Consider the following 21,425-nt stretch of genomic DNA (forward strand, 5'->3'; position numbering starts at 1 on the left):
TCGCACCTTCGTTCCCTTCAGCAAGCTGGTGCTGTCCGAGGACCACCAGGCCCGCAGTGCCACGACGCCCGCGCTGTCGCTGCCGGAACTGGCCGCGTCGATCAAGGACAGTGGCGTGCTGCAGAACCTTGTCGTCGTCCAAGCGGCGCGCGGGCGCTACGAGGTCTGCGCCGGGGGGCGGCGGCTCGCCGCGCTCACGCTGCTCGTGCAGCAGGGCGACATCGCCGACAACTACCCCGTGCCGGTGCTCGTCGTGCCGGCCGACAAAGCGCTCATTGCGAGCCTTGCAGAGAACTGCTTCCACGTGCCGATGCACCCGGCCGACGAGTTCGCCGCCTTCGCCAGACTGCTCGCGCAGGGCAAGTCCGTCGAGGACGTGGCCGCAGCCTTCGGCGTGACGCCGCTCATCGTCAAGCGGCGCATGAAGCTCGCCATCGTCTCGCCCCAGTTGATGGCTCTGTACCGCGAAGGCGGCATCGGCCTGGACTGCCTCATGGTGCTGGCCTCGGTCGACGATCACCAGCGCCAGGAGCAGGCCTGGGCCGGTCTGCCGAGCTGGAACCAGCGCCCGGAGCATCTGCGGCAGTTGCTGACCCGGGGCGAGATCGAGTCGGACGCCGACCCGCTGGCCCGGTTCGTCACCGTCAAGGCCTACGAGAAGGCCGGCGGACCACTGCGCCGCGACCTGTTCAGCGACGACGATCGCAAGGCCTACCTGCTGGACCCGGCCCTGCTGGACCGCCTCGCCGCCGACAAGCTGGGCAAGCGCGCGAAGCAACTCCTGTCTGAAGGCTGGAAGTGGGTCGACATCCGTCCGCGCTTCGCCTACGACGAGTACGTCAAGCACGGCGAGCTGCGCAAGCCCCGCCGCGCTCCGACGCCCGAGGAAGCCGAGGCGCTGAAGGCGCTGGACACGCGCATCGCTGCCCTGCACGAGCAGATGGACGCGCTGGTGGACCGCGACGGCGATGGCGATGCCGGCGAGGGCGTCAGCGGCGCCAGCGAGGCGAACGACGCCGCCGACGAGGACGACGCGTCGCGCGACCGTGCCTTCCTCGCCCTGGAGTCCGAGGCCGATGGGCTGGAGGAAGAGCGCAAGGCGAGACTGGAAGCGCTGACCGAATGGCCCGTGGCCTGGATGGCGCTCTCCGGGTGCGTGCTGCATGTGGGCGCGGACGGCCGTGCCGCGATCAAGGCAGGGCTCATCCGTCCCGAGGATCGGGCCGATCTGGCGCAGGCCATCACCAAGGCTGCCGAACAGAAGTCGGCCGGTGGACGCGGCTCGGAAGGCGACGCGGAGGCTGCGCGCGGCTCGGGGCTCCCGGCCCTGCAGTCGCTTCCATCGGCAGCCGGCGCCACGGCACGGCCCGTGCACTCCGAGAAGCTCATGCGCCGCCTCACGGCCCACCGTGTCGCCGCGATCCAGGCCGAACTGCTGGACCGACCCGAGGTTGCGCTGGCGGCACTGACAACCCACCTGACACTGAAGCTGCTGGCCGACCCGCTCCATGGCGCCTACCGACTGCCCAACCTGCTGGCGATCAGCGCGACCGGCAACCAGCACGAACTGCGGGGCGCGGCCGAGGACATCGAGGCAAGCCCGGCGGCCCAGCGCATCGAAGCCGACCGCGCCGCCTGGATTGCGAACCTGCCCAAGGAACCCGACGCGGTGTTCGACTGGATGCTGCGGCAGCCGCCGCAGACGGTGCAGCGGCTGCTGACCTTTCTGGTCGCGTCCACCGTGAACGGCATCACCGGCACCGACGCCGGCCGACCGGTCAATGACGGTCTGGCCCGCGCCCTCGGCCTCGACATGACGCGATGGTGGTCGGCGACGGGGGAGGCCTACCTTCAGCACGTGTCCAAGACGAGGGTGGTCGAGGTGGTGCACGCCGTGGCCGGCGCCAAGGCGGCAGGTCCGCTCGCGACGCTGAAGAAGGATGCCGCGGTGGCGCAGGCCGAACAACTGCTCGCCGGGCGTGGCTGGTTGCCCGATTGCCTGCGCATGCAGCCGCACGCCGATGCCCCGGCGACGGGTGGCGAGGAGGTCGACGCCAACGATTCTGCCCGGACCGAGGCGCCCGCCTGCGCCTGAACGCGGGGCCGGCGCAGAGCGGGCCGGCTCAGGCGATCGGGACAGGCGTGTCACCGTCGTCCCCGATGCTCCGCGGCCCGGGCTTGCCGGTCTCGCCCTGGACCGGGTCGCGGCTCCCTGCAGGCGAGCGCCGGATCGCACCAATGTAAGCCCCGGCCGAGCGCAGGCGGGCATGGCCCGCGATACGGGCCACACGCAGCCGCGCCTGGCGGTCGAGGTCCTGATCGACAGGCCCACCGCCACGCACCGGCGCGGGCGTGCCCGTCGTGTCCTGGTACTGGCCTTGAAGGTGGTCGTGCCGCGCCCCGTGCCCGGTGGTGCCGCTCTCGCGCTTCGTGAGGCCGAACTTGCGCAGCGCATAGTCCAGCCGACGGAGGTTGGACTTCAGGTCCCGATCCGGCGCCCCCATGTGTGCGTCATGGCCGCTGACCACGCTGCGGGCATGCGCGATGGCCGACTGCTGCTCCTCGGTGGCCAGCGGCAGCCAGCGCGCACGGCCTCCCTTGCCCTTTGTCCACAGGTACCGATCCGCCTCCCGTTGCTCGTCGGGCAGGCCTGTCTCCTCGAAAGGGTGGACGTGGGCGTAGGGGCGGCACATCACCGACTCCTTGCGCCGCAGACCGACCTTCACCATCAGGCGCATCGACGCGCCGATGCGGGCATCGTAGGCAGAGACCTGGGCCAGCAAGACCTCCACGTCGATGCCGTTGCCGCTCCAGCTCTTGTCGCGCTGGGCGTTCTCGTGGCGCTCGTACTCGTCAGGCGTCAGGCCGTAGTGCTCGGGCCTGCGGATGAAGCCCGGCTTGTTGAGCCACATCGCCAGGCCTCGCAGAAAGCTCAGGTAGGTCTGGATCGTCCCCGGCGAGAGCTTGCGGCGCTGCCACACCTTCACCATCGCCTGGACGTGCCGTTGGCCGAGGTTGCGCGGGTCGGGCGCCAGCTTGAAGCCCGCGTCCGTGTGCAGTTCGCGGAAGAAGCGTCGCAGGAAGTGGGCGCGCTCGTAGCGCGTCTTGTGCGACACGGTCTTCTCCAAAGCGGTGTGCAGCGGGTTGAACAGCTCGATCAGCACGTCCACCACCCGGTTCACGGGCGTCCTGCCCGGCGGGTACATGGCCAGCACCTGCTGGGGCGACTTGCCGGCCCAGTTCTGGCGGCGTGGCGAGTCCTGGCCATGCACGCGGCCTGGGCTGGCCGAGGTCATCGAGGAGTTCCTGGAAGGGCGGGTGGATGAGGGGGGCAGGGTGGAGCCATTGCGCGGGTCGTTGCGGCGGTCGTTGAGGGAGAGCGGTGCCTGCCGGCGGCGGCGCGAGGGTTCTGCACGGCGGATACGGGACATGGTGGGCTTTCTGCAAGGTGGCGGACTGCCCGAACAGCACGCCGGTGGATGAATGGTCCGGGGGACCGGAATCGGAGGAATCCATCTGGACATCCCCGGGGCGGATTCCTGGCAAGCCCACGGCGATGGAGATCGTGTGCAACGTCGGTGCGGCGGTCGATCTCTGCAGCGCCACACCCACCCATGGCTTTGCTGTCCGGGCTCCTCATGGTCTTCGGCGAGGGGCCTGGTCAGCTCGGTCAGACGTAAAAATGGAACACGTTGATCCAGGCCGTCTGCGCATTTCTGCGACGCGACGACAAGGGTGATGTCCACCCCGCTCGGGGCTGGGTGCGACATCGACGCCAGGGTCGAGCCCTGGGTCATTCGGTGGATCAGGCCTGGTGTGCAGCGCCGGCCGCTCGCATGGGTCCACCCCTGACCGAGAGTCCAGGGCGGTGTCGAGTTGATGAGCGAGGGTCGTGCGGGGAGCCTCATGGAGGCCATCACGCCGCGCGATGCGCGTCATGCGCGCGTGCTCAAGGGCTGGCGGGAACGGTGCGCGGCATCAGGTGCCGCCACGGGGTTCTGCTGCGCCGGTGCGCTTCTGGAGCGCCCAGCCGTCATCGCGGGGATGGGGCTGGCAAGGACCGGGCAGATCACTGCGGTGGTGGATGACTCGGCACGCTCGCGGCGTCGATCCTTCTGGAGGTCAAGGCCGGTCGCGCCACCCGTTCGGGACGGGAACTTCGGTTGAAGGCACGAGGCAGGTAACGACTGCGACGCCTGCAATGCTCCACGGGGAGCGGGCCAGGAGCCCTCGGGAGCCCACAGTGGAAACCGCGACGCCATCCACGGTCAAGGCCGCATGCGCAGCGCCCGCCGCAAGACCCCTGATCGTGCGGCCCTTGGGGCAGGCAGTTGACGGCGCGAGATTCGGCGGCAGGGCCCATCTAGCGTCGCAATGGCCCGGATCGCCAGCAACGGCGCGGGGTTGACAGGGAAGGCTGCCGCCTCAGGTACCTCGCGCGGACGTCGGTCTGGCTGGCGCGTCCGCAGCCTGTCCGCGCGCGCCGAACTGGAGAGGGGTTGAAAGGCCCGCGCGAGGTGAGACCGTGGTGACAGAAGTGCGCCCTGCGAACAGGCTCATGGCGAGCCGCGGGGCGCCTTCTGTCGCTGCGATGCAGTTCCGCTGATCCTGCATTGGCACTGAAGTCGAAAGACGCGCCGATTCGAGGCCATTGAGCGTGGAGAACGCGGCCTGGTGCGGCGACGCTGATCAGCCTTTCAAGGCAGTCAACTGCGCCAAGGAGCAACTGCATGGAACTCATCGTCAGAGCCGTGGATGTCGGGTCAGGCAACACGAAATTCGTTACCGGCATCTCGGGAGCCGACATCCGATGTGCCAGCTTCCCCTCGGTCGCTTATCCGTCGAGCGCCGACACGTCGGCCATGCCTGCAGCGGAGAAGCGCAAGACGGTCTGCATCCCTGTCGGCTCCCTGTTTTATGAGGTGGGTCCGGACATTCACCTGGCCGCGGACACGTTCCGCGCGAAGCAGCTGCACGACGAGTACACCGAGTCGCCGGAGTACATGGCGCTGCTGCGCGGGGCGCTGTCGATGATGAAGGTGCCGCACATCGACCTGCTCGTCGTCGGGCTGCCCGTCGCGCTGCTGGCACTGAAGAAGGCGGCGCTCGAGAAGGCGATGACGGGCAGCCACGAGATTGGGGCGGGACGAACCATCACGGTCCGCAAGGCACTGGCGGTGGCGCAGCCGCAGGGTGCGCTCGTCCACTACGCGGCCGAGCACGAGAAGATGGCCTCGATCGGCACGGAGCAGAGCCTGGTCATCGACCCGGGATCGAGGACCTTCGACTGGCTGGTCTGCCGCGGCATGCGGCTGGTGCAGAAGCAGTCGCACTCGATCAACCGGGGAATGTCCGATGTGCTGCGGCTGATGGCGGCCGAGATCTCGAAGGACATCGGGACACCCTACCGCGACTACGACGCCATCGACCTCGCCCTGCGGACCGGCAAGGCGCCGGTCATCTTCCAGAAACCCTACGACATGAAGCGGCACCTGCCCATCGCCGAGAGCGTGGCACAGCAGGCCGTGTCGACGATGCGCCAGTGGATCGAGACGCCCGAGAGCCTGCAGAACATCATCCTCGTCGGCGGCGGCGCGTTCCTCTTCAAGAAGGCGGTGAAGGCAGCCTTCCCCAAGCACCGGATCCACGAGGTGAAGGAGCCCCTGTACGCGAACGTGAGGGGCTTCCAGATGGCCGGGCAGAACTACGCGATGACTTCGCTCGCAACGCCGGCGCCTTCGGATCGTGCGCCAGGGGGTGGTGTATGAGCGCGCAGGAACGCGGAGCCCTTCGACCGATCCGGCTGGTGTTCGAGCTCTCGCGCGAGGAGAACCCGCGCCTGTTCGATGAACTGAGCCAGTTTCGGCAGGGGCGAAAGCGGGTCAACCGTCTGCGCCTGCTGGCCTACGACGGTCTGCTGGCGCAGCACGGCGTGTTTGCGATGGCTAGCCTGAAGACGCCCGACACGATCAAGGTCCCGAAGGAGCCTGACGTGCAGCAGGCCGCTGCGGTGACGAACGGGCTGTTTCAGCCTGCCATTCCGGAATGAAGGTCGACAAGCGTCGCCGCCGGGCTGGACGCAGGTCGATCGTGGGTGGGAACCCGACCGAACGGGCGCTCAGCGCCTCCCGGCTGGCCGAGATGGGGTTCTGCGAGCGGTGGGTCGTCCTCGAGCATCGGCATGGCCGCCCCCGTTCCAGACCGCTGCAAGTGGCCCGGGAGCGCGGATTGGTGTTCCATGGGCGACTCGAACGTCAGGCGAGGCTGGCCATGGGTGTTGGCCATGTACCGTCACCTGGGCCGAAGGGGCGCTGCTTCGTCGCCACCCTGGCCTTCGGCGAGGGATGGCAGACACAGACGCTCCGCCACTTCCGTGATGCCGTACTGCGACGCCGAGGCTGGGGACGGTCGATCGTGTACCACTACTACCGCGCCGGTCCCCGCATCTGCGCGGTGCTTGAAGCGTCTCCGGCACTGCTCGGGTGCATGCGATGGCTGCTCGGGCAGGCCGCTCGGCTGTGGAGGTGGTGGTCACGAGAGGCTGGACGATGAACATGGTCGAAGTCGTACTGGCGGTGATGATTCTTGCCGTCGCGATCGGCTTCGTCGGATGGGTCATCGCTGGCAGGCGCGCTGCGGCAGCGGAGCGTAGGCAAAGACCGGCGCGCCTCCGGGATGCCGAGCTGGTCTTCGTCGAGAGGCAGTTCAGGTCCTCGGGTCGCTGGCCGGTCGTCGCACGCGTCGACAGGGTCTATCGGAAGCCATCAGGGATCCTGGTGCTCGTTGAGCTGAAGACCCGTGCGAGCCCGGTGGTGACGCGTTCGGATGTCATCCAGTTGTCGGCGCAGCGAGTGGCGATGGAGGACGAACTGCACGCCACCGTCGCCGATGAGGCCTACGTGCTGATTCCTCGGAGGCGTCGGGGCACCTCGCTGATTCCTCTGCCTGTCAACCTCATGGCCCGGGAGGGGGTCGAGGACCTGATGCGCCGACGGGATGCGTTGCAGCGCGGACTGGTCGAGCCTCGTTGGCCCGCAAGCCAGCGGACTTGCCGTGCCTGCGGGTTTCGCGATCGATGTGGGCGGGCTCCATCGGCCGAGCCTTGAACCCGCAGGAGACCTCCTTATTCGTAGCCGAGTTGGAGTTCCTGCCCTTGCCTGGCCAACTCTGCCATCGCTTCGCTGCTTGCGTGATCCTGAACGGCCTTGAAGCGCATCAGATCTGCAAAACGCACTCGCTTGTCGTTGCCGCTCCGGTGGGCGTGAAGAGCCCCGGCTTCAAGCAGCTTGACCAAGTGTGAACGCGAAATCTTCAGCAGATCCGCCGCATCTTGGATCGTCAGGTCATCTTGGATCGGTTCGACTGTCACGGCGATGCCCTCGGCTCACTCGGCCCGATCTGCCTTGTCAAGTAAGGCCAGTGCGCGCTTGGGGTTGCCACGCGCCGCACGCGTCTCGAAGCGCACGCGGGCGTCGTAATTGGCGAGCGCCACCGTAGCCAACTCGTCCATCAGCTTGTTGATGCTGATCGAGTTGGACTTCGCGAGTGCCTTCAGGCGCTCGTGCTTGTCATCCGGCAAACGAATCGTCAAGGTGGACATGGAAAGGCCTCCAGGCATTGTTCGGGCGTCAGGACCCGCAGCGTCGGGAACTTCAGCTCGCCGCGCGCAACATCCCGCAGATTGCGCGTCACGATGGCATCGGCCTGTGCGGCCACGGCCAACTCGATCAGGTGGTTGTCGGCTTCATCAGGCAGGTTTGGCCGCCAAGCGTAGAACACTTCGACCCATCGGCAGCGGTTTATGAGACCGTCGAACACCTCGCCGCGTTCCTTGGTCGACAGCACGGAGTCGGCGAACAACTCGGAGCGGCCCAGAACGTCTTCGTACTCGGCCAGCAATGCGGGCCCGAGCACGGGTTGGTATCTGCCTCGCAGACATTCCCGTACCACGGCACGCCCAGTGCCGCCGCCCCGCAAGAGCGCGGCGACCAGTACATTGGTATCCAGCACGACCGTGACCATGCGGTATGATAGCACCGGTGCTATCATCTGATGAAGAGTCCGGGTCGTCAGCGCTCTGGGTGTCCGGCCGCGGCCTGTGAGTGCAGACCCCGCCGCGCGCTGAAAGGCTGCGCAGCCTACCTGACCAACCGCCGGGCAAGGCACCTGCGGCACAGGTCGTCATGGCCGTCGGGGATGCGGCCGCAAATGAGGGCTGGCGCCTGTGGCAGTCTGACGTAACGTCGCGAAGCTTGGCAGGTTACCGGCCGTGAACGGGCAGGGTATGTAGGCATAGATGCACGCAGGCGATGCCTGGATGAAGTCCAGCACATCGATGTAAACACGTGGAGCGCGTCGTGGAAACGACCATCACCAGAGTGCTCAGGATCGGCGACAGTCAAGTGGTGCGGATTCCTGCGGAGTTCCGGCTCAACAGTGAGCTTGTACGTGTTTCGCGCAACGAACAGGGCGACTTGGTAATCCATCCCTTGCGGGCCGACCGAGGTTCTGCGCTGCTCGATGCCCTGCGCGCCGTAGGCGAGGCGGACGTTGCCTTCATCGCAGCGCTGGAAGCCGAACAGGCTCGCTCTCAGCCTCTACACAGGCGCGAGGGCTCCGATGTGCCGGGTGGACACTGACTTCCCCAGCGACCTGACCAACGGCTGGGGTTTGACGGCATGGGAGGTACTGCTACATTGGCGCTGATCCTGCTCAGTGTTCGGCCAAGTGACAAACGTGCATCTGGCCCCACCTATGAAAGTTGGAGGATTCCCGATGGAGGGTCCTTTGACGGGAGATGGAGGGTGCCAGCGGGGCCGGAGCGTTATGCGACGCGGACTTAGGTGCGATTTCCATGTGATGATCGAGCAGATGGCCTGAGCCACGGCGGGCGCCGCGCCCGCCCCAAACGACGAGGGCCCGCATCGCGGGCCCTTGTTGCTTGTGGAAAGGAGGCGTTCAGGGTGCCGCTGCCGCCTTGGCCGGCGCAGGCTCGAGCGCGACGATGTTCTGGGCCAGCTGGCCCTTGGGCCCCTGCACGATGTCGAAGCGCACTTTGCTGCCTTGCTTCAGCGTGCGGAAGCCGTCCATCTGGATGGCCGAGAAATGGGCGAACACGTCGTCGCCCCCGCCCTCCGGCTCGATGAAGCCGAAGCCCTTCGCGTCATTGAACCACTTGACGGTGCCGATCGGCATGGTGGTCTCTCCTGAGGATCGAAAAGCGATTCTTGTGCAATGACTTTGCAAGTGTCAAGGACGTTCGCCCCAGTCGGACGGGCCCACCACGCGCTGGGTCGGTCTTGCGGAAAGTTGCCGCGGCGCCATATCCCTGGGCATGGATCGTGCACTGCCCAAGTCGATAGAATGCCTCGCATGTCCGACAACACGCCGTCGAAGCCACCGGCTCCGCCGGGCCAGAACAAGCCCGGCGACGGGCAAGGCGCCGTCGTGGCCGAACGCCGGACTCAACGCACCCAGCCGCCGCGCATGTACCAGGTGGTCATGCTGAACGACGACTACACGCCGATGGAATTCGTCGTGATGGTGCTGCAGGAATACTTCAAACGCGACCTCGAAACCGCGACCCAGATCATGCTGAAGATTCATCATGAGGGTCGAGGCGTCTGCGGCGTCTACTCCAAGGATGTCGCCGCGACCAAGGTTGAGCTGGTGCTGGCCGCTGCCCGCCGGGGCGGCCACCCGTTGCAGTGCATCATGGAGGCGCAATGATTGCCCAGGAACTAGAGGTCAGCCTGCACATGGCGTTCGTCGAGGCGCGCCAGCAGCGCCACGAATTCATCACGGTCGAGCACCTGCTGATGGCGCTGCTGGACAACCCGTCCGCCGCCGAGGTGCTGCGCGCCTGCTCGGCCAACCTGGATGACCTGCGCAAGAGCCTGGCGGGCTTCATCAAGGAGAACACGCCGACGGTCGGCGGCACCGAGGAGGTCGACACCCAGCCGACGCTCGGCTTCCAGCGCGTGATCCAGCGCGCCATCATGCACGTGCAGTCCACCGGCAGCGGCAAGAAGGAAGTGACCGGCGCGAACGTTCTGGTGGCGATCTTCGGCGAGAAGGACTCGCACGCCGTCTACTACCTGCACCAGCAGGGCGTGACGCGGCTGGACGTGGTGAACTTCATCGCCCACGGCATCAAGAAGAGCGATCCGCCCGAGCCGGCCAAGTCCAACGAAAGCAGCCAGAACAACGAGGGCGAGAAGGACGAGGGCGAAGGCAAGGGTTCGCCGATCGACCAGTTCACCCAGAACCTGAACCAGTTGGCCCGCGAGGGCAAGATCGATCCGCTGATCGGGCGCGAGCACGAGGTCGAGCGGGTGATCCAGATCCTGTGCCGGCGGCGCAAGAACAATCCGCTGCTGGTGGGCGAGGCCGGGGTCGGCAAGACCGCCATCGCCGAGGGCCTGGCCTGGCGCATCACGCAGGGCGAGGTGCCGGAGATCCTGGCCAACTCGATCGTCTACGCGCTCGACATGGGCGCGCTGCTGGCCGGCACCAAGTACCGCGGCGACTTCGAGCAGCGCCTGAAGGGCGTGCTCAAGCACCTGAAGGACCAGCCGAACGCGATCCTCTTCATCGACGAGATCCACACGCTGATCGGCGCCGGCGCGGCGTCGGGCGGCACGCTGGACGCGAGCAACCTGCTCAAGCCTGCGCTCAGCCAGGGCCAGATGAAGTGCATCGGTGCCACCACCTTCACCGAGTACCGCGGCATCTTCGAGAAGGACGCGGCGCTGTCGCGGCGTTTCCAGAAGATCGACGTGGTCGAGCCCTCGGTCGAGCAGACCATCGAGATCCTGAAGGGCCTGAAGTCGCGCTTCGAGGAACACCACAGCGTGAAGTACGCGCTCGGTGCGCTGCAGGCGGCGGCCGAGCTGTCGGCCAAGTACATCAACGACCGCCACCTGCCCGACAAGGCGATCGACGTGATCGACGAGGCCGGCGCCGCACAGCGCATCCTGCCCAAGAGCCGGCAGAAGAAGACCATCACGCGTGCCGAGGTCGAGGACATCGTCGCCAAGATCGCCCGCATCCCGCCGACCAGCGTGTCGAGCGATGACCGCGGCAAGCTCAAGACGCTGGATCGCGACCTGAAGAGCGTCGTGTTCGGCCAGGAGCCGGCCATCGATGCGCTGGCCGCCGCCATCAAGATGGCGCGCTCGGGCCTGGGCAAGCCGGACAAGCCGATCGGCTCGTTCCTGTTCAGCGGCCCGACGGGTGTCGGCAAGACCGAAGTGGCCAAGCAGCTCGCCTACATCCTGGGCATCGAGCTGATCCGCTTCGACATGTCCGAGTACATGGAGCGCCACGCCGTGAGCCGCCTGATCGGCGCGCCGCCGGGGTATGTCGGTTTCGACCAGGGCGGCCTGCTGACCGAGGCGATCACCAAGAAGCCGCACGCCGTGCTGCTGCTCGACGAGATCGAGAAGGCGCACCCGGACGTCTTCAACGTGCTGCTGCAGGTGATGGACCACGGCACGCTGACCGACAACAACGGGCGCAAGGCCGACTTCCGCAACGTCATCATCATCATGACGACGAACGCGGGCGCCGAGACGATGAACAAGTCGACCATCGGCTTCCTGAACTCGCGCGAGCAGGGCGACGAGATGGCCGACATCAAGCGCCTGTTCACGCCCGAGTTCCGCAACCGGCTCGACGCGATCGTGTCGTTCCGCGCGCTGGACGAGGAGATCATCCTGCGCGTGGTCGACAAGTTCCTGCTGCAGCTCGAGAGCCAGCTCGGCGAGAAGAAGGTCGAGGTCACCTTCACCGACGCGCTGCGCAAGCATCTGGCCAAGAAGGGCTTCGACCCGCTGATGGGCGCGCGGCCGATGCAGCGCCTGATCCAGGACACGATCCGGCGCGCGCTGGCCGACGAGTTGCTGTTCGGCCGGCTGGTCGACGGCGGCCGCCTGTCGGTGGACATCGATGCCGAAGGCCAGCCACTGCTGGACATCACACCGAACAAGAAGAACGACAAGCCCAAGGCCGAGGCGGCCACGGCATGACGAACGAGGGGCCTGCGGGCCCCTCGGTTCATTCGGCGGCCGGGTCCTGACGGTAGTACCTGGCCAGCAGCGCGTAGAGCGCCGGGTGGTCGGCGCGCAAGGCGGCCGGGTCGACGAAGAACACCTCGGAGGCGACCGCGAAGAACTCGTCCGGCCCCTCCGCGCCGTACGGATCGAGCAGGGTGCCCCGGCGGGAGTCGACCTGGGCCCGGAACGCGTCCCACTCGGGCTCCAGCACTGTCAGCCAGCGTTCGCGCGCAGCCGCGGTGGGCAGCAGCGGCACGCCGTCGGAGGCACCGTCGCGCATGTCCAGCACGTGCGCGAACTCGTGGATCACGACGTTGTAGACCCACGCGGCACTGTCGCCGGCCCCGGCGACGTCGCGCCACGAGAGCATCACCGGGCCGCCTTCCATGGCCTCGCCGGCGAGTTCCTCGGCGTAGTGGTGCACGATGCCGTCCTCGTCCATCACCTCGCGCCGCGCCACGACGACATCCGGGTGCACGACGATGCCCTTGAAATGGTCGTAGCACGACAGCCCGAGGCGCAGCACCGGCAGGCAGGCCTGCGCGGCGATCGCCACCGCCATGCCGTCGTCCACCTCCAGGCCCTGCATGCCGGCGAACTCCTTGTCGGCGAGGAACAGCGTGGCGAGCTCGCGCAGGGCGGTCAGGTCCGCCTCGCTGCGCTGGGTGAGGAAGGGGTAGCGGGCCAGCGTGATGGCCCACAGCGCGTCGGGGATCGGCCGACGCGCCAGCGTGCGCTGCGCGCGCCAGCGACGCCAGCGCTCGAACATCACTCGGGGCGCAGGCGCACCAGGCCCGAGCGTCGCAGGCGCAGCACCTCGGCGCGGTCCGCGTGGTCCAGGTCCCAGTCGCTCAGCACCTCGCGCATGAAGCCGGGAGCGAGGTCCTCGTGGCCCGGGCGGTGCGTGTGGCCGTGGATCATCGTCGGCGCACTCGCCTCGTGCTGCCAGCGCACGGCGGTGGCGCGATCGACGTCGACCCAGTCGGCCATGCCCGGGCCCTCCTTGCGCGCCTGGCTGCCGTCGCGCATCGCCCGCGCCCGGGCGCGCCGTTCCTCGAGCGGCAGGGCGAGGAAGTCGCGCTGGAACGCCGGACTGCGCACCTGGGCGCGAAAGGCCTGGTAGGGGCGGTCGTCCAGGCACAGCGCGTCGCCGTGGGCCAGCAGCATGCGCTCGCCGAAGGCCAGCAGCACGGTCGGATCGGGCAGGGCCATCACGCCGCATTCCTGCAGCAGGTCGCCGCCGACGAGGAAGTCGCGATTGCCCGCCATGAAGGCCACGCTGCGCCGCGTCGCCGCATCCGCCAGCACGTCGGCACAGCGGGCCGCGAAGCCGGTGCGGCGATCGTCGTCGCCGATCCAGAGCTCGAACAGGTCGCCCAGGATGAGCACCGCCGAGGCCGAGGTGTGGCGCATGTGGTGCGCCCAGGCCTCGAAGGTGCGCGGGGTGTCCTCGGCCAGGTGCAGGTCGCTGATGAAGTCGATCGCCGACCAGTCGGCCGGCGCCTCGAGCTCCCAGAACGACGGCAGCGGCAGCGTCTCGGTCATGGGCTCCGTGTCAGTCGAGCAGCACCGCCTTGACGATCACCACGTCTTCCAGCGGCACGTCGCCGTGTCCGCCGCTGCGGCCGGTCTTGACGCCCTCGATCGCGTCGACCACCTCGGTGCCGGCCACCACCTTGCCGAACACGGCGTAGCCCCAGCCGTCCTGCGACTGGGCCTTGTTGAGGAAGCCGTTGTTGGTGGCGTTGATGAAGAACTGCGCCGTCGCCGAATGCGGCGCCGAGGTGCGCGCCATCGCGATCGTGTAGTGGTCGTTGGTCAGGCCGTTGTGCGACTCGTTCTGGATCGGGGCGCGTGTCGGCTTCTGCTTCATGCCCGGCTCGAAGCCGCCGCCCTGGATCATGAAGCCGGGGATGACGCGGTGGAACACGGTGCCGTCGTAGTGGCCACTTTGCACGTACTCGACGAAGTTGCGCGCGGTGTCGGGCGCCTTCGCGTCGTCGAGCTCGATCGTGATGTCGCCCTTGCTGGTCTGCAACTGGACGCGTTGGCTCATGTCATTTCTCCAGGGTGGCCTTGTTGATGGTGACCGGCTCGAGCGGCACGTCGCGGTGCATGCCCTTGTTGCCGGTGGGCACGGCGCGGATCTTGTCGACCACGTCCATGCCGGAGATCACCTTGCCGAACACCGCATAGCCGTTGCCGTCGGCCGACTGCGCCTTGTTCAGGAAGGCGTTGTCCTTCACGTTGATGAAGAACTGCGCGGTGGCGGAGTTCGGGTCCATCGTGCGCGCCATCGCGATCGTGCCGCGCAGGTTGTCGAGGCCGTTGCCGCTCTCCAGCGGGATCGGCGCGCGCGTGGGCTTCTCCTTCATGTCCGCGGTCATGCCGCCGCCCTGGATCATGAAGTTGCTGATGACCCGGTGGAACACGGTGCCGTCGTACTGGCCGGCCTTCACGTACTCGACGAAGTTGGCCACGGTCTTGGGTGCCTTGGCGGCGTCGAGTTCGACGACGATGTCACCGGCCGAGGTGGCCAGCTTGACCTTCTGCGCGTGTGCGGCGAGGCCGGTGCCACCCAGCGCGAGGGCGGTGGCGGCGAGCGCGACCCAGCGGGTCACGGTTCGGTTCATGCGTTCACTCCTTCCAAGCAGACGACGACGAGAGAGGGCAGGTCAGGGCGCCGGGCGGCCGAGCAGTTGCCGCACCAGCTTCAGCTTGCCCGGGAGCGCGGCGTTGGCGGGCTCGAGCTGCTGTGCGCGCTGGTAGGCACGCAACGCCATCATCGCCAGCACGTCGCCGAGGTTCTCGTGCGCGGCGGCGAAGGACGGATTGGCGCGCACCGCCTGGTCCAGCGCCGCCTTGGCGCGATCGTAGTCTCCCGCTGCGGCGTACAGCGCGGCGAGGTTGTTGTACGGCTCGGGCAGTTCGGGATAGTCCTCGACGAGGCGCTGGAACACCTCGCTCGCCTCGGCCTCGCGCCGGCTTTCGGCCAGCAGCACCCCGCGCAGGAATCGCATCGGCGCGTCCTTGGGCTTGGCCGCCAGGAACTGCTCGGCGCGCGCGAGGGCAGGGCCGGTCTGCCCGGTGGCCTGCAGCCGCTGCACCTCGGCATGCTCGTCCGCACGGGCGACGCCGACGGCCAGCATGCCGGCCAGAGCGAGGCGCAGCAGCGCAGGCACGGGTGACTTCATTGGGGGGATTGCACGGACCGGCACGGCAGGGCCGCACCGCTATACTGGTTCGCATTGTAGTTCAGCCCCCTCGTCCGGCCGCCGTCGCGACGGCCGGTTCGCGAGCGCGGGAGCGCCCCTCTCCGTCCCACCGAACGCAGGCCGCACTCCGGCGTGCGTGACCGTCCACCGGCCCATGACGCTGCGCATCCACAACACGCTCACGCGCGAGACCGAGACCTTCCAGCCCCTCGAACCCGGCCATGTGCGCATGTACGTGTGCGGCATCACCGTGTACGACCTGTGTCACGTCGGCCACGCCCGCTTCATGCTGGTGTTCGACATGGTGCAGCGCTGGCTGAAGGCGCTCGGCTACCGCGTGACCTACGTGCGCAACATCACCGACATCGACGACAAGATCATCAAGCGGGCCGTCGAGCGCGGCATCCCGATCCGCCAGCTGACCGAGGAGATGACGGCGGCGATGCACGAGGACATCGGCCGTCTGGGCGTCGAGGCGCCGACGCACGAGCCGCGCGCCACCGACTACGTGCCGCAGATGCTGGCGATGATCGGCACGCTGGAGGCCAAGGGGCTCGCCTACCGGTCGAGCAACGGCGACGTCAACTACGCGGTGCGCAAGTTCCCGGGCTACGGCAAGCTCTCGGGCAAGTCGATCGACCAGCTGCGCGCCGGCGAACGGGTGGCCGTGCTCGAGGGCAAGGACGACCCGCTGGACTTCGTGCTGTGGAAGTCCGCCAAGTCCAGCGAGCCCGACGACGCCAGGTGGGACAGCCCCTTCGGCAGCGGCCGACCGGGCTGGCACATCGAGTGCTCGGCGATGGGCTGCACGCTGCTGGGCGAGCAGTTCGACATCCACGGCGGCGGGCTGGACCTGATCTTCCCCCACCACGAGAACGAGATCGCGCAGAGCGAGGGGGCCAACGGCCGGCGCTTCGTCAACACCTGGATGCACAACGGCTTCCTGAACATCGACAACGTGAAGATGTCGAAGTCGCTGGGCAACTTCTTCACCATCCGCGACGTTCTGAAGCACCACGACGGCGAGACGGTGCGCTACTTCATGCTGCGTACCCACTACCGCAGCCCGTTCAACTTCAGCGACGCCAACCTCGACGATGCCAGGCACGCCCTGACGCGGCTCTACACCGCGCTCGATGGCGTGGCCGCCGACACCGTGCCGGTGGATTGGGCCCATCCGCAGGCCAGCGCCTTCCGCGCCGCGATGAACGACGACTTCAACACACCGGTGGCCTTCGCGCAGCTGTTCGAACTGGCCAACGAACTGAACCGTACCCGCGACCCGGCCACCGCCGCGCTGCTGAAGGGGCTGGGCGCGACGCTCGGGCTGCTGCAGCAGACGCCGCGCCGCTACCTGCAGGGCGGCACCGACGGCGTCGCCGAGGCCTGGATCGCCGAGCGCATCGCCGCCCGCAGCGCGGCCAAGGCGGCGCGCGACTTCGCCCGCGCCGACGCGATCCGCCAGGAGCTTGCCGGGCGCGGCATCGTGCTGAAGGACGGCCCCACCGGCACGACCTGGGTGAAGGGCTGAGCGGTGGCGGCCGCCAAGACTCCGGGGACGACCCCCGACTACTGGGACGACGCCTGCAAGCACCTGGCGCGCCGCGACCGCGTGATGCGCAAGCTGATTCCGCGCTTCCCCGAAGGCCGGCTGCAGAGCCGCGGCGACGCCTTCACCACGCTGGCGCGCTCGATCGTCGGCCAGCAGATCTCGGTGAAGGCCGCCCAATCGGTGTGGGACCGCTTTGCCGCGCTGATGGACGAGCCCTCCAACCGGTTGCGTCCGGCCGCGGTGCTCGCGCTGGACGCGACGGCCGCACGCGCGGCCGGGCTGTCGGCGCGCAAGGTCGAGTACCTGTTCGACCTGGCGCGCCACTTCGAGTCCGGCAGCGTGCACGTGCGCCAGTGGCAGCAGATGGACGACGAGGACATCATCGACGAGCTGGTGGCGATCCGCGGCATCGGTCGCTGGACGGCCGAGATGTTCCTGATCTTCCACCTGATGCGCCCGAACGTGCTGCCGCTGGACGACCTCGGTCTGCTCAAGGGCATCAGCGTCAACTACTTCAGTGGCGAGCCGGTGTCGCGGGCCGAGGCCCGCGAGGTGGGCGACGCCTGGACGCCGTTCCGCTCGGTCGCCACCTGGTACATCTGGCGCAGCCTGGACCCGCTGCCGGTAGACTACTGAGTGACCCAGAAAAGAACGTCGGAGGGTTGCCGATGAGCAAGCGACATTTCCTGGATTTCGAGCAGCCGGTGGCCGAGCTCGAGACCAAGATCGAGGAGCTCCGCTACGTGCAGAGCGAATCCGCGGTCGACATCTCCGAGGAGATCGACCGCCTGTCCAAGAAGAGCCTGCAGCTCACCAAGGACATCTACGCCAGCCTGACACCCTGGCAGGTGACGCAGATCGCGCGCCACCCGCAGCGCCCCTACACGCTCGACTACGTCAACGAGTGCTTCACCGAGTTCCAGGAGCTGCACGGCGACCGGCACTTCGCCGACGACCAGTCCATCGTCGGCGGGCTGGCACGCTTCAACGGCCAGGCCTGCATGGTGATCGGCCACCAGAAGGGCCGCGACACGAAGGAGCGCGGCCTGCGCAACTTCGGCATGTCGCGCCCCGAGGGCTACCGCAAGGCGCTGCGGCTGATGAAGCTGGCCGAGAAGTTCGGCATCCCCGTGTTCACCTTCGTCGACACGCCGGGGGCGTACCCGGGCATCGGTGCCGAGGAGCGCGGCCAGTCCGAGGCGATCGGCCGCAACATCTACGAGATGGCGCAGCTCGAGGTGCCGATCATCTGCACCATCATCGGGGAGGGCGGCTCGGGCGGCGCGCTGGCCATCAGCGTGGGCGACCAGACGCTGATGCTGCAGTACTCCATCTACTCGGTGATCTCGCCCGAGGGCTGCGCCTCCATCCTGTGGAAGACGGCCGAACGCGCGGCCGACGCCGCCGAGGCGCTGGGCGTGACGGCGCACCGCCTGAAGGCGCTCGGCCTGGTGGACAAGATCGTCAACGAGCCGGTCGGCGGCGCCCACCGTGACCCGAAGCAGATGGCCTCGTTCCTCAAGCGCGCGCTCAACGACGCGCTGCGCCAGGTCAGCGACCTCAAGCCCAAGGAACTGCTGCAGCGCCGCTACGAGCGGCTACAGGGTTACGGCCGCTTCGTCGACAGCAAGGAGCGCTGAGCCGCGCGCGCGACGGTGACCGATCGCTGCGTCGCCGTCGCCTGGAGTGGGGGCCGTGACTCGACGGCGCTGCTGCATGCCACGCTGAAGGCGGCCGAGCCGCTCGGGCTGCGCGTCGTCGCCCTGCACATTCACCATGGCCTGAGCCCGCACGCCGACGACTGGGTGCGCTCCTGCCAGCGGCAAGCTGCGCGCTGGCGGCGGCGCGGCCTGCCGCTGCTGCTGCGGGTCGAACGCCTGTCCGATGTGCCGACCGCGGGCGAGAGCGTCGAGGCCTGGGCCCGCGCGCAGCGCTACCAGGCACTGCGCCGCCTGGCGCTGGAGCAGGGGGCCCGCATCGTGCTGCTGGCGCACCATCGCCGCGACCAAGCCGAGACCTTCCTGCTGCAGGCACTGCGCGGTGCCGGCGTGGCCGGGCTGGCCGCCATGCCCGCCGGCCTCGAGCGCGACGGCGTGCTCTGGCTGCGTCCGTGGCTCGCACACACCGACGCCCAGATTGCTTCGTACGTGCGCCGCTACCGGTTGCGCCACGTGGAGGACGACAGCAACGCCGATCCGCGCCTGGCGCGCAACCGCCTGCGGCTGCAGGTCTGGCCGGCGCTCAGCACTGCGTTTCCGGGGGCGGAAGCCGCCCTGGCCGACAGTGCCGCATGGTCGGGCGAGGCGGCGCATTGCCTCGAGGACCTCGCCCGGCTCGACCTCGCCGCTGCGCGCGAGGGCGAGCGCCTCGCCTGGAACCCGCTGGCCGCGCTCGGCGCCGCCCGCCGCAGCAATGCGTTGCGCCACTGGCTGCACGAGCGCACCGGCCTGCGGCCGCCGGCCTCGCTGATCGGGCGCCTGGCGCGCGAAATGGGTCCGCGGACCACGGCGTGCTGGCCGCTGCCGCACGGCGAGTTGCGCGCCTACCGCGGGCTCCTGGCGGTCCATGCCGGACCCGCCACCAACCCGGTCGCCGCCCGTGAGCACGGCCTGAGCGTGGACGCGCCCGGCTTCTATCCGTTGCCGGGGTGGGGCGGCGGCTTGCTGGTCCAGCCTGCGCTGCAAGGGGGTGTGCCGCTCGCCTGGCTGGCCGGGCTCGACTTGCGCGAACGCTCCGGGGCCGAGCGCTTCCAGGCCGGGCCGGGCCGGCCGCCGCGCAGCCTGAAGAAGCAGTACCAGGCGTCCGGCGTACCGGCCTGGCAGCGGACCGGCCCGCTGCTGTATCGAGGCAGCCAGCTGCTGTTCGTGCCCGGCCTGGGCCTCGACGGGCATGTTCTCGAGGCGCCCGGCCAGCCGCGCGTGCTGTTGAGCTGGCAGCACCTGGGCTGAGCCGGCGAGGCGGCGCGGCCAGATAGAATCGCGGGTTCACGAGCGCGGCGTGAACCGCTTTCAACCCCCGGACCGCGAGCATCCATGGCATTGATCGTTCACAAGTATGGCGGCACCTCGATGGGCTCCACCGAGCGCATCCGCAACGTCGCCAAGCGCGTCGCCAAATGGGCCCGTGCCGGGCACCAGATGGTGGTGGTGCCCTCGGCCATGAGCGGCGAGACGAACCGCCTGCTCGGCCTGGCGAAGGAACTGTCGCCGGCCGCCACGACACCCGAACTGCAGCGCGAACTGGACATGATCGCCTCGACCGGCGAACAGGTGTCCGTCGGCCTGCTGGCCATCGCCTTGCAGGCCGAGGGCATGCCCGCGGTGAGCTACACCGGCTGGCAGGTGCCGATCGAGACCGACAGTGCCTACACCAAGGCGCGCATCCAGCGCATCGACGACCAGCGCGTGCGCGCCGACCTGGCGGCGGGCAGGGTGGTGATCATCACCGGCTTCCAGGGCGTGGACGCGGGCAGCAACATCACCACGCTCGGCCGCGGCGGCTCGGATACCTCGGCCGTCGCGGTGGCCGCGGCGCTGAAGGCCGACGAGTGCCTGATCTACACCGATGTCGACGGCGTCTACACCACCGACCCGCGCATCGTCGAGCAGGCGCGCCGGCTGCACACCATCAGCTTCGAGGAGATGCTGGAGATGGCCAGCCTCGGCTCGAAGGTGCTGCAGATCCGCTCGGTCGAATTCGCCGGCAAGTACCGTGTGCCGCTGCGCGTGCTCTCCAGCTTCACGCCGTGGGACATCCCGATCGACGAGGAGGCCTCGTCCGGCACCCTGATCACCTTCGAGGAAGACGTCAAGATGGAACAAGCCGTTGTCTCGGGCATCGCGTTCAACCGCGACGAGGCCAAGATCAGCCTGCTCGGCGTGCCCGACAAGCCGGGCATCGCCTTCTCCATCCTCGGGCCGGTGGCCGATGCCAACATCGACGTCGACGTGATCATCCAGAACGTGTCTCACGACGGCAAGACCGACTTCTCGTTCACCGTGCACCGCAACGACTACGCGCGCACGATGGACCTGCTGAAGTCGGTGGTGGTGCCCAGGACGGGGGCGGCCGAGGTGACGGGCGACACCCGCATCTGCAAGGTCAGCATCGTCGGCATCGGCATGCGCTCGCATGTCGGCGTGGCCAGCCGCATGTTCCAGGCCCTGAGCGACGAGGGCATCAACATCCAGATGATCACCACCAGCGAGATCAAGACCAGCGTGGTGATCGACGAGAAGTACATGGAACTGGCGGTGCGTGCGCTGCACAAGGCCTTCGACCTGGACCAGCCCGCAGCAGCCTGAGCCCGGAGCGATTGCCGCTAGAATCGCGCTCTTCGCCGGAGTCGTGACCGAGAGGCCGAAGGTGCTCCCCTGCTAAGGGAGTATGCGGGCAAAACCTGCATCGAGGGTTCGAATCCCTCCGACTCCGCCAGCGATAGATTCGACAGCAGCCGCACACAGCCGCTAATGTCACGCTAAAGCCCCGCCAGCCGGGGCTTTTTTGTTCGTCAATGGCCGTCAACGGGCTTTGACAGCACGCTCAGAAGTGGGGCATCTTATGGGGCATCGCAGCGCCGAAACCGCTGATCCTCCAAGGATG

General features: G+C 68.2%; 23 protein-coding genes and 1 tRNA gene. 14 read left to right on the plus strand and 10 right to left on the minus strand.

Annotated features, from left to right (window positions below):
* The first annotated feature begins 28 nt into the window (after nt 1-28).
* On the plus strand, nt 29-2,095 hold the full coding sequence (locus D9C15_RS23510) for a ParB/RepB/Spo0J family partition protein (RefSeq protein ID WP_205854884.1): 2,067 nt from the start codon (nt 29-31) through the stop codon (nt 2,093-2,095).
* Nucleotides 2,096-2,123: 28 nt separating this feature from the next.
* On the opposite strand, the gene D9C15_RS23515 is transcribed toward D9C15_RS23510, so the two are convergent.
* Entirely contained in the window at nt 2,124-3,431 is a 1,308-nt protein-coding gene (locus tag D9C15_RS23515) for a phage integrase N-terminal domain-containing protein (protein ID WP_240668557.1), read from the minus strand.
* Nucleotides 3,432-4,730: 1,299 nt separating this feature from the next.
* On the opposite strand from D9C15_RS23515, the gene D9C15_RS23520 reads away from it, so the two are divergent.
* From D9C15_RS23520 to D9C15_RS23530, 4 genes are all read left to right on the plus strand, one after another.
* Nucleotides 4,731-5,768 (plus strand): PRTRC system protein D, encoded by a 1,038-nt coding sequence (locus tag D9C15_RS23520; protein ID WP_128000915.1) that lies wholly within the window; start codon nt 4,731-4,733, stop codon nt 5,766-5,768.
* The gene (locus tag D9C15_RS23525; RefSeq protein ID WP_128000916.1) at nt 5,765-6,049 is read left to right on the plus strand and encodes a hypothetical protein; all 285 of its coding nucleotides are present in this window, start codon (nt 5,765-5,767) and stop codon (nt 6,047-6,049) included. Before D9C15_RS23520 ends, D9C15_RS23525 begins: the two co-directional genes overlap by 4 nt.
* Nucleotides 6,050-6,270: 221 nt before the next feature.
* A complete protein-coding gene (locus D9C15_RS34600; protein ID WP_375138818.1) occupies nt 6,271-6,552 on the plus strand; it encodes a CFI-box extended C-terminal domain-containing protein in 282 nt (93 codons plus the stop codon).
* A complete protein-coding gene (locus D9C15_RS23530) occupies nt 6,492-7,106 on the plus strand; it encodes a CRISPR-associated protein Cas4 (RefSeq protein ID WP_128000917.1) in 615 nt (204 codons plus the stop codon). The genes D9C15_RS34600 and D9C15_RS23530 overlap by 61 nt, the downstream gene beginning before the upstream one ends.
* A 17-nt stretch (nt 7,107-7,123) precedes the next feature.
* On the opposite strand, the gene D9C15_RS34155 is transcribed toward D9C15_RS23530, so the two are convergent.
* Genes D9C15_RS34155 through D9C15_RS23540 form a run of 3 tightly spaced genes read right to left on the minus strand, consistent with a single transcriptional unit; the run spans nt 7,124 to nt 8,022 of the window.
* The gene (locus tag D9C15_RS34155; RefSeq protein WP_240668559.1) at nt 7,124-7,369 is read right to left on the minus strand and encodes a helix-turn-helix domain-containing protein; all 246 of its coding nucleotides are present in this window, start codon (nt 7,367-7,369) and stop codon (nt 7,124-7,126) included.
* A 15-nt stretch (nt 7,370-7,384) separates the two neighbouring features.
* Complete coding sequence (locus D9C15_RS34160; protein ID WP_240668560.1) at nt 7,385-7,600, minus strand: toxin-antitoxin system HicB family antitoxin; 216 nt, start codon at nt 7,598-7,600, stop codon at nt 7,385-7,387.
* The gene (locus D9C15_RS23540; protein ID WP_128000918.1) at nt 7,588-8,022 is read right to left on the minus strand and encodes a putative toxin-antitoxin system toxin component, PIN family; all 435 of its coding nucleotides are present in this window, start codon (nt 8,020-8,022) and stop codon (nt 7,588-7,590) included. Before D9C15_RS23540 ends, D9C15_RS34160 begins: the two co-directional genes overlap by 13 nt.
* Before the next feature lie 335 nt (nt 8,023-8,357).
* Between D9C15_RS23540 and D9C15_RS23545 the strand changes: the two genes are divergently transcribed.
* Nucleotides 8,358-8,639 (plus strand): antitoxin, encoded by a 282-nt coding sequence (locus D9C15_RS23545; protein ID WP_128000919.1) that lies wholly within the window; start codon nt 8,358-8,360, stop codon nt 8,637-8,639.
* Between the two features lie 319 nt (nt 8,640-8,958).
* Here the strand turns inward: D9C15_RS23545 and D9C15_RS23550 are convergent, their stop codons facing one another.
* Nucleotides 8,959-9,195, minus strand: a complete 237-nt coding sequence (locus tag D9C15_RS23550; protein ID WP_128000920.1) for a cold shock domain-containing protein — start codon at nt 9,193-9,195, stop codon at nt 8,959-8,961.
* Nucleotides 9,196-9,372: 177 nt separating this feature from the next.
* Here D9C15_RS23550 and clpS point away from each other — a divergent pair, with 177 nt between their 5' ends.
* Nucleotides 9,373-9,729, plus strand: a complete 357-nt coding sequence (gene clpS / locus D9C15_RS23555) for an ATP-dependent Clp protease adapter ClpS (RefSeq protein ID WP_112190245.1) — start codon at nt 9,373-9,375, stop codon at nt 9,727-9,729.
* Nucleotides 9,726-12,029: an ATP-dependent Clp protease ATP-binding subunit ClpA gene (clpA, locus tag D9C15_RS23560; protein ID WP_128000921.1), complete on the plus strand. Its 2,304-nt coding sequence runs from the start codon at nt 9,726-9,728 to the stop codon at nt 12,027-12,029. Before clpS ends, clpA begins: the two co-directional genes overlap by 4 nt.
* A gap of 28 nt (nt 12,030-12,057) precedes the next feature.
* Here the strand turns inward: clpA and D9C15_RS23565 are convergent, their stop codons facing one another.
* From D9C15_RS23565 to D9C15_RS23585, 5 genes are read right to left on the minus strand one after another with little or no spacing between them, the layout of a single operon-like run.
* Nucleotides 12,058-12,825, minus strand: coding sequence for a M90 family metallopeptidase (locus D9C15_RS23565; protein ID WP_128000922.1), 768 nt, complete (start codon nt 12,823-12,825; stop codon nt 12,058-12,060).
* A complete protein-coding gene (locus D9C15_RS23570) occupies nt 12,825-13,601 on the minus strand; it encodes a UDP-2,3-diacylglucosamine diphosphatase (protein WP_128000923.1) in 777 nt (258 codons plus the stop codon). Before D9C15_RS23570 ends, D9C15_RS23565 begins: the two co-directional genes overlap by 1 nt.
* Before the next feature lie 10 nt (nt 13,602-13,611).
* The gene (locus D9C15_RS23575) at nt 13,612-14,112 is read right to left on the minus strand and encodes a peptidylprolyl isomerase (RefSeq protein ID WP_128000924.1); all 501 of its coding nucleotides are present in this window, start codon (nt 14,110-14,112) and stop codon (nt 13,612-13,614) included.
* A gap of 1 nt (nt 14,113) precedes the next feature.
* Entirely contained in the window at nt 14,114-14,689 is a 576-nt protein-coding gene (locus D9C15_RS23580; RefSeq protein WP_128000925.1) for a peptidylprolyl isomerase, read from the minus strand.
* 42 nt (nt 14,690-14,731) lie between these two features.
* Nucleotides 14,732-15,238: a tetratricopeptide repeat protein gene (locus tag D9C15_RS23585; RefSeq protein ID WP_240668562.1), complete on the minus strand. Its 507-nt coding sequence runs from the start codon at nt 15,236-15,238 to the stop codon at nt 14,732-14,734.
* Between the two features lie 187 nt (nt 15,239-15,425).
* Here D9C15_RS23585 and cysS point away from each other — a divergent pair, with 187 nt between their 5' ends.
* The 6 genes from cysS to D9C15_RS23615 all read left to right on the plus strand — a co-directional run bounded on the left by cysS (nt 15,426) and on the right by D9C15_RS23615 (nt 21,257).
* Complete coding sequence (cysS, locus tag D9C15_RS23590) at nt 15,426-16,802, plus strand: cysteine--tRNA ligase (RefSeq protein ID WP_128000927.1); 1,377 nt, start codon at nt 15,426-15,428, stop codon at nt 16,800-16,802.
* A 3-nt stretch (nt 16,803-16,805) separates the two neighbouring features.
* A complete protein-coding gene (locus D9C15_RS23595) occupies nt 16,806-17,459 on the plus strand; it encodes a DNA-3-methyladenine glycosylase family protein (RefSeq protein ID WP_240668564.1) in 654 nt (217 codons plus the stop codon).
* A gap of 32 nt (nt 17,460-17,491) precedes the next feature.
* On the plus strand, nt 17,492-18,463 hold the full coding sequence (locus D9C15_RS23600) for an acetyl-CoA carboxylase carboxyltransferase subunit alpha (RefSeq protein ID WP_128000928.1): 972 nt from the start codon (nt 17,492-17,494) through the stop codon (nt 18,461-18,463).
* A gap of 15 nt (nt 18,464-18,478) precedes the next feature.
* Nucleotides 18,479-19,771 (plus strand): tRNA lysidine(34) synthetase TilS, encoded by a 1,293-nt coding sequence (tilS, locus tag D9C15_RS23605; RefSeq protein ID WP_128000929.1) that lies wholly within the window; start codon nt 18,479-18,481, stop codon nt 19,769-19,771.
* An 84-nt stretch (nt 19,772-19,855) separates the two neighbouring features.
* Entirely contained in the window at nt 19,856-21,127 is a 1,272-nt protein-coding gene (locus D9C15_RS23610; RefSeq protein WP_128000930.1) for an aspartate kinase, read from the plus strand.
* A 37-nt stretch (nt 21,128-21,164) separates the two neighbouring features.
* Nucleotides 21,165-21,257: transfer RNA gene (locus tag D9C15_RS23615), tRNA-Ser, on the plus strand.
* Nucleotides 21,258-21,425 lie beyond the last annotated feature (168 nt).

The organism is Piscinibacter defluvii (assembly GCF_004011805.1).
GTDB lineage: Bacteria > Pseudomonadota > Gammaproteobacteria > Burkholderiales > Burkholderiaceae_C > Piscinibacter > Piscinibacter defluvii.

What these genes read in the sequence shown, in the direction of transcription:
- D9C15_RS23515 (WP_240668557.1), bottom strand. Translation starts at nt 3,431, where the DNA reads ATGTCCCGTATCCGCCGTGCAGAACCCTCGCGCCGCCGCCGGCAGGCA.
- D9C15_RS23520 (WP_128000915.1), top strand. Translation starts at nt 4,731, where the DNA reads ATGGAACTCATCGTCAGAGCCGTGGATGTCGGGTCAGGCAACACGAAA.
- D9C15_RS23525 (WP_128000916.1), top strand. Translation starts at nt 5,765, where the DNA reads ATGAGCGCGCAGGAACGCGGAGCCCTTCGACCGATCCGGCTGGTGTTC.
- D9C15_RS34600 (WP_375138818.1), top strand. Translation starts at nt 6,271, where the DNA reads ATGGGTGTTGGCCATGTACCGTCACCTGGGCCGAAGGGGCGCTGCTTC.
- D9C15_RS23530 (WP_128000917.1), top strand. Translation starts at nt 6,492, where the DNA reads ATGGCTGCTCGGGCAGGCCGCTCGGCTGTGGAGGTGGTGGTCACGAGA.
- D9C15_RS34160 (WP_240668560.1), bottom strand. Translation starts at nt 7,600, where the DNA reads ATGTCCACCTTGACGATTCGTTTGCCGGATGACAAGCACGAGCGCCTG.
- D9C15_RS23540 (WP_128000918.1), bottom strand. Translation starts at nt 8,022, where the DNA reads ATGGTCACGGTCGTGCTGGATACCAATGTACTGGTCGCCGCGCTCTTG.
- D9C15_RS23550 (WP_128000920.1), bottom strand. Translation starts at nt 9,195, where the DNA reads ATGCCGATCGGCACCGTCAAGTGGTTCAATGACGCGAAGGGCTTCGGC.
- clpS (WP_112190245.1), top strand. Translation starts at nt 9,373, where the DNA reads ATGTCCGACAACACGCCGTCGAAGCCACCGGCTCCGCCGGGCCAGAAC.
- clpA (WP_128000921.1), top strand. Translation starts at nt 9,726, where the DNA reads ATGATTGCCCAGGAACTAGAGGTCAGCCTGCACATGGCGTTCGTCGAG.
- D9C15_RS23565 (WP_128000922.1), bottom strand. Translation starts at nt 12,825, where the DNA reads ATGTTCGAGCGCTGGCGTCGCTGGCGCGCGCAGCGCACGCTGGCGCGT.
- D9C15_RS23570 (WP_128000923.1), bottom strand. Translation starts at nt 13,601, where the DNA reads ATGACCGAGACGCTGCCGCTGCCGTCGTTCTGGGAGCTCGAGGCGCCG.
- D9C15_RS23575 (WP_128000924.1), bottom strand. Translation starts at nt 14,112, where the DNA reads ATGAGCCAACGCGTCCAGTTGCAGACCAGCAAGGGCGACATCACGATC.
- D9C15_RS23580 (WP_128000925.1), bottom strand. Translation starts at nt 14,689, where the DNA reads ATGAACCGAACCGTGACCCGCTGGGTCGCGCTCGCCGCCACCGCCCTC.
- cysS (WP_128000927.1), top strand. Translation starts at nt 15,426, where the DNA reads ATGACGCTGCGCATCCACAACACGCTCACGCGCGAGACCGAGACCTTC.
- D9C15_RS23600 (WP_128000928.1), top strand. Translation starts at nt 17,492, where the DNA reads ATGAGCAAGCGACATTTCCTGGATTTCGAGCAGCCGGTGGCCGAGCTC.
- D9C15_RS23610 (WP_128000930.1), top strand. Translation starts at nt 19,856, where the DNA reads ATGGCATTGATCGTTCACAAGTATGGCGGCACCTCGATGGGCTCCACC.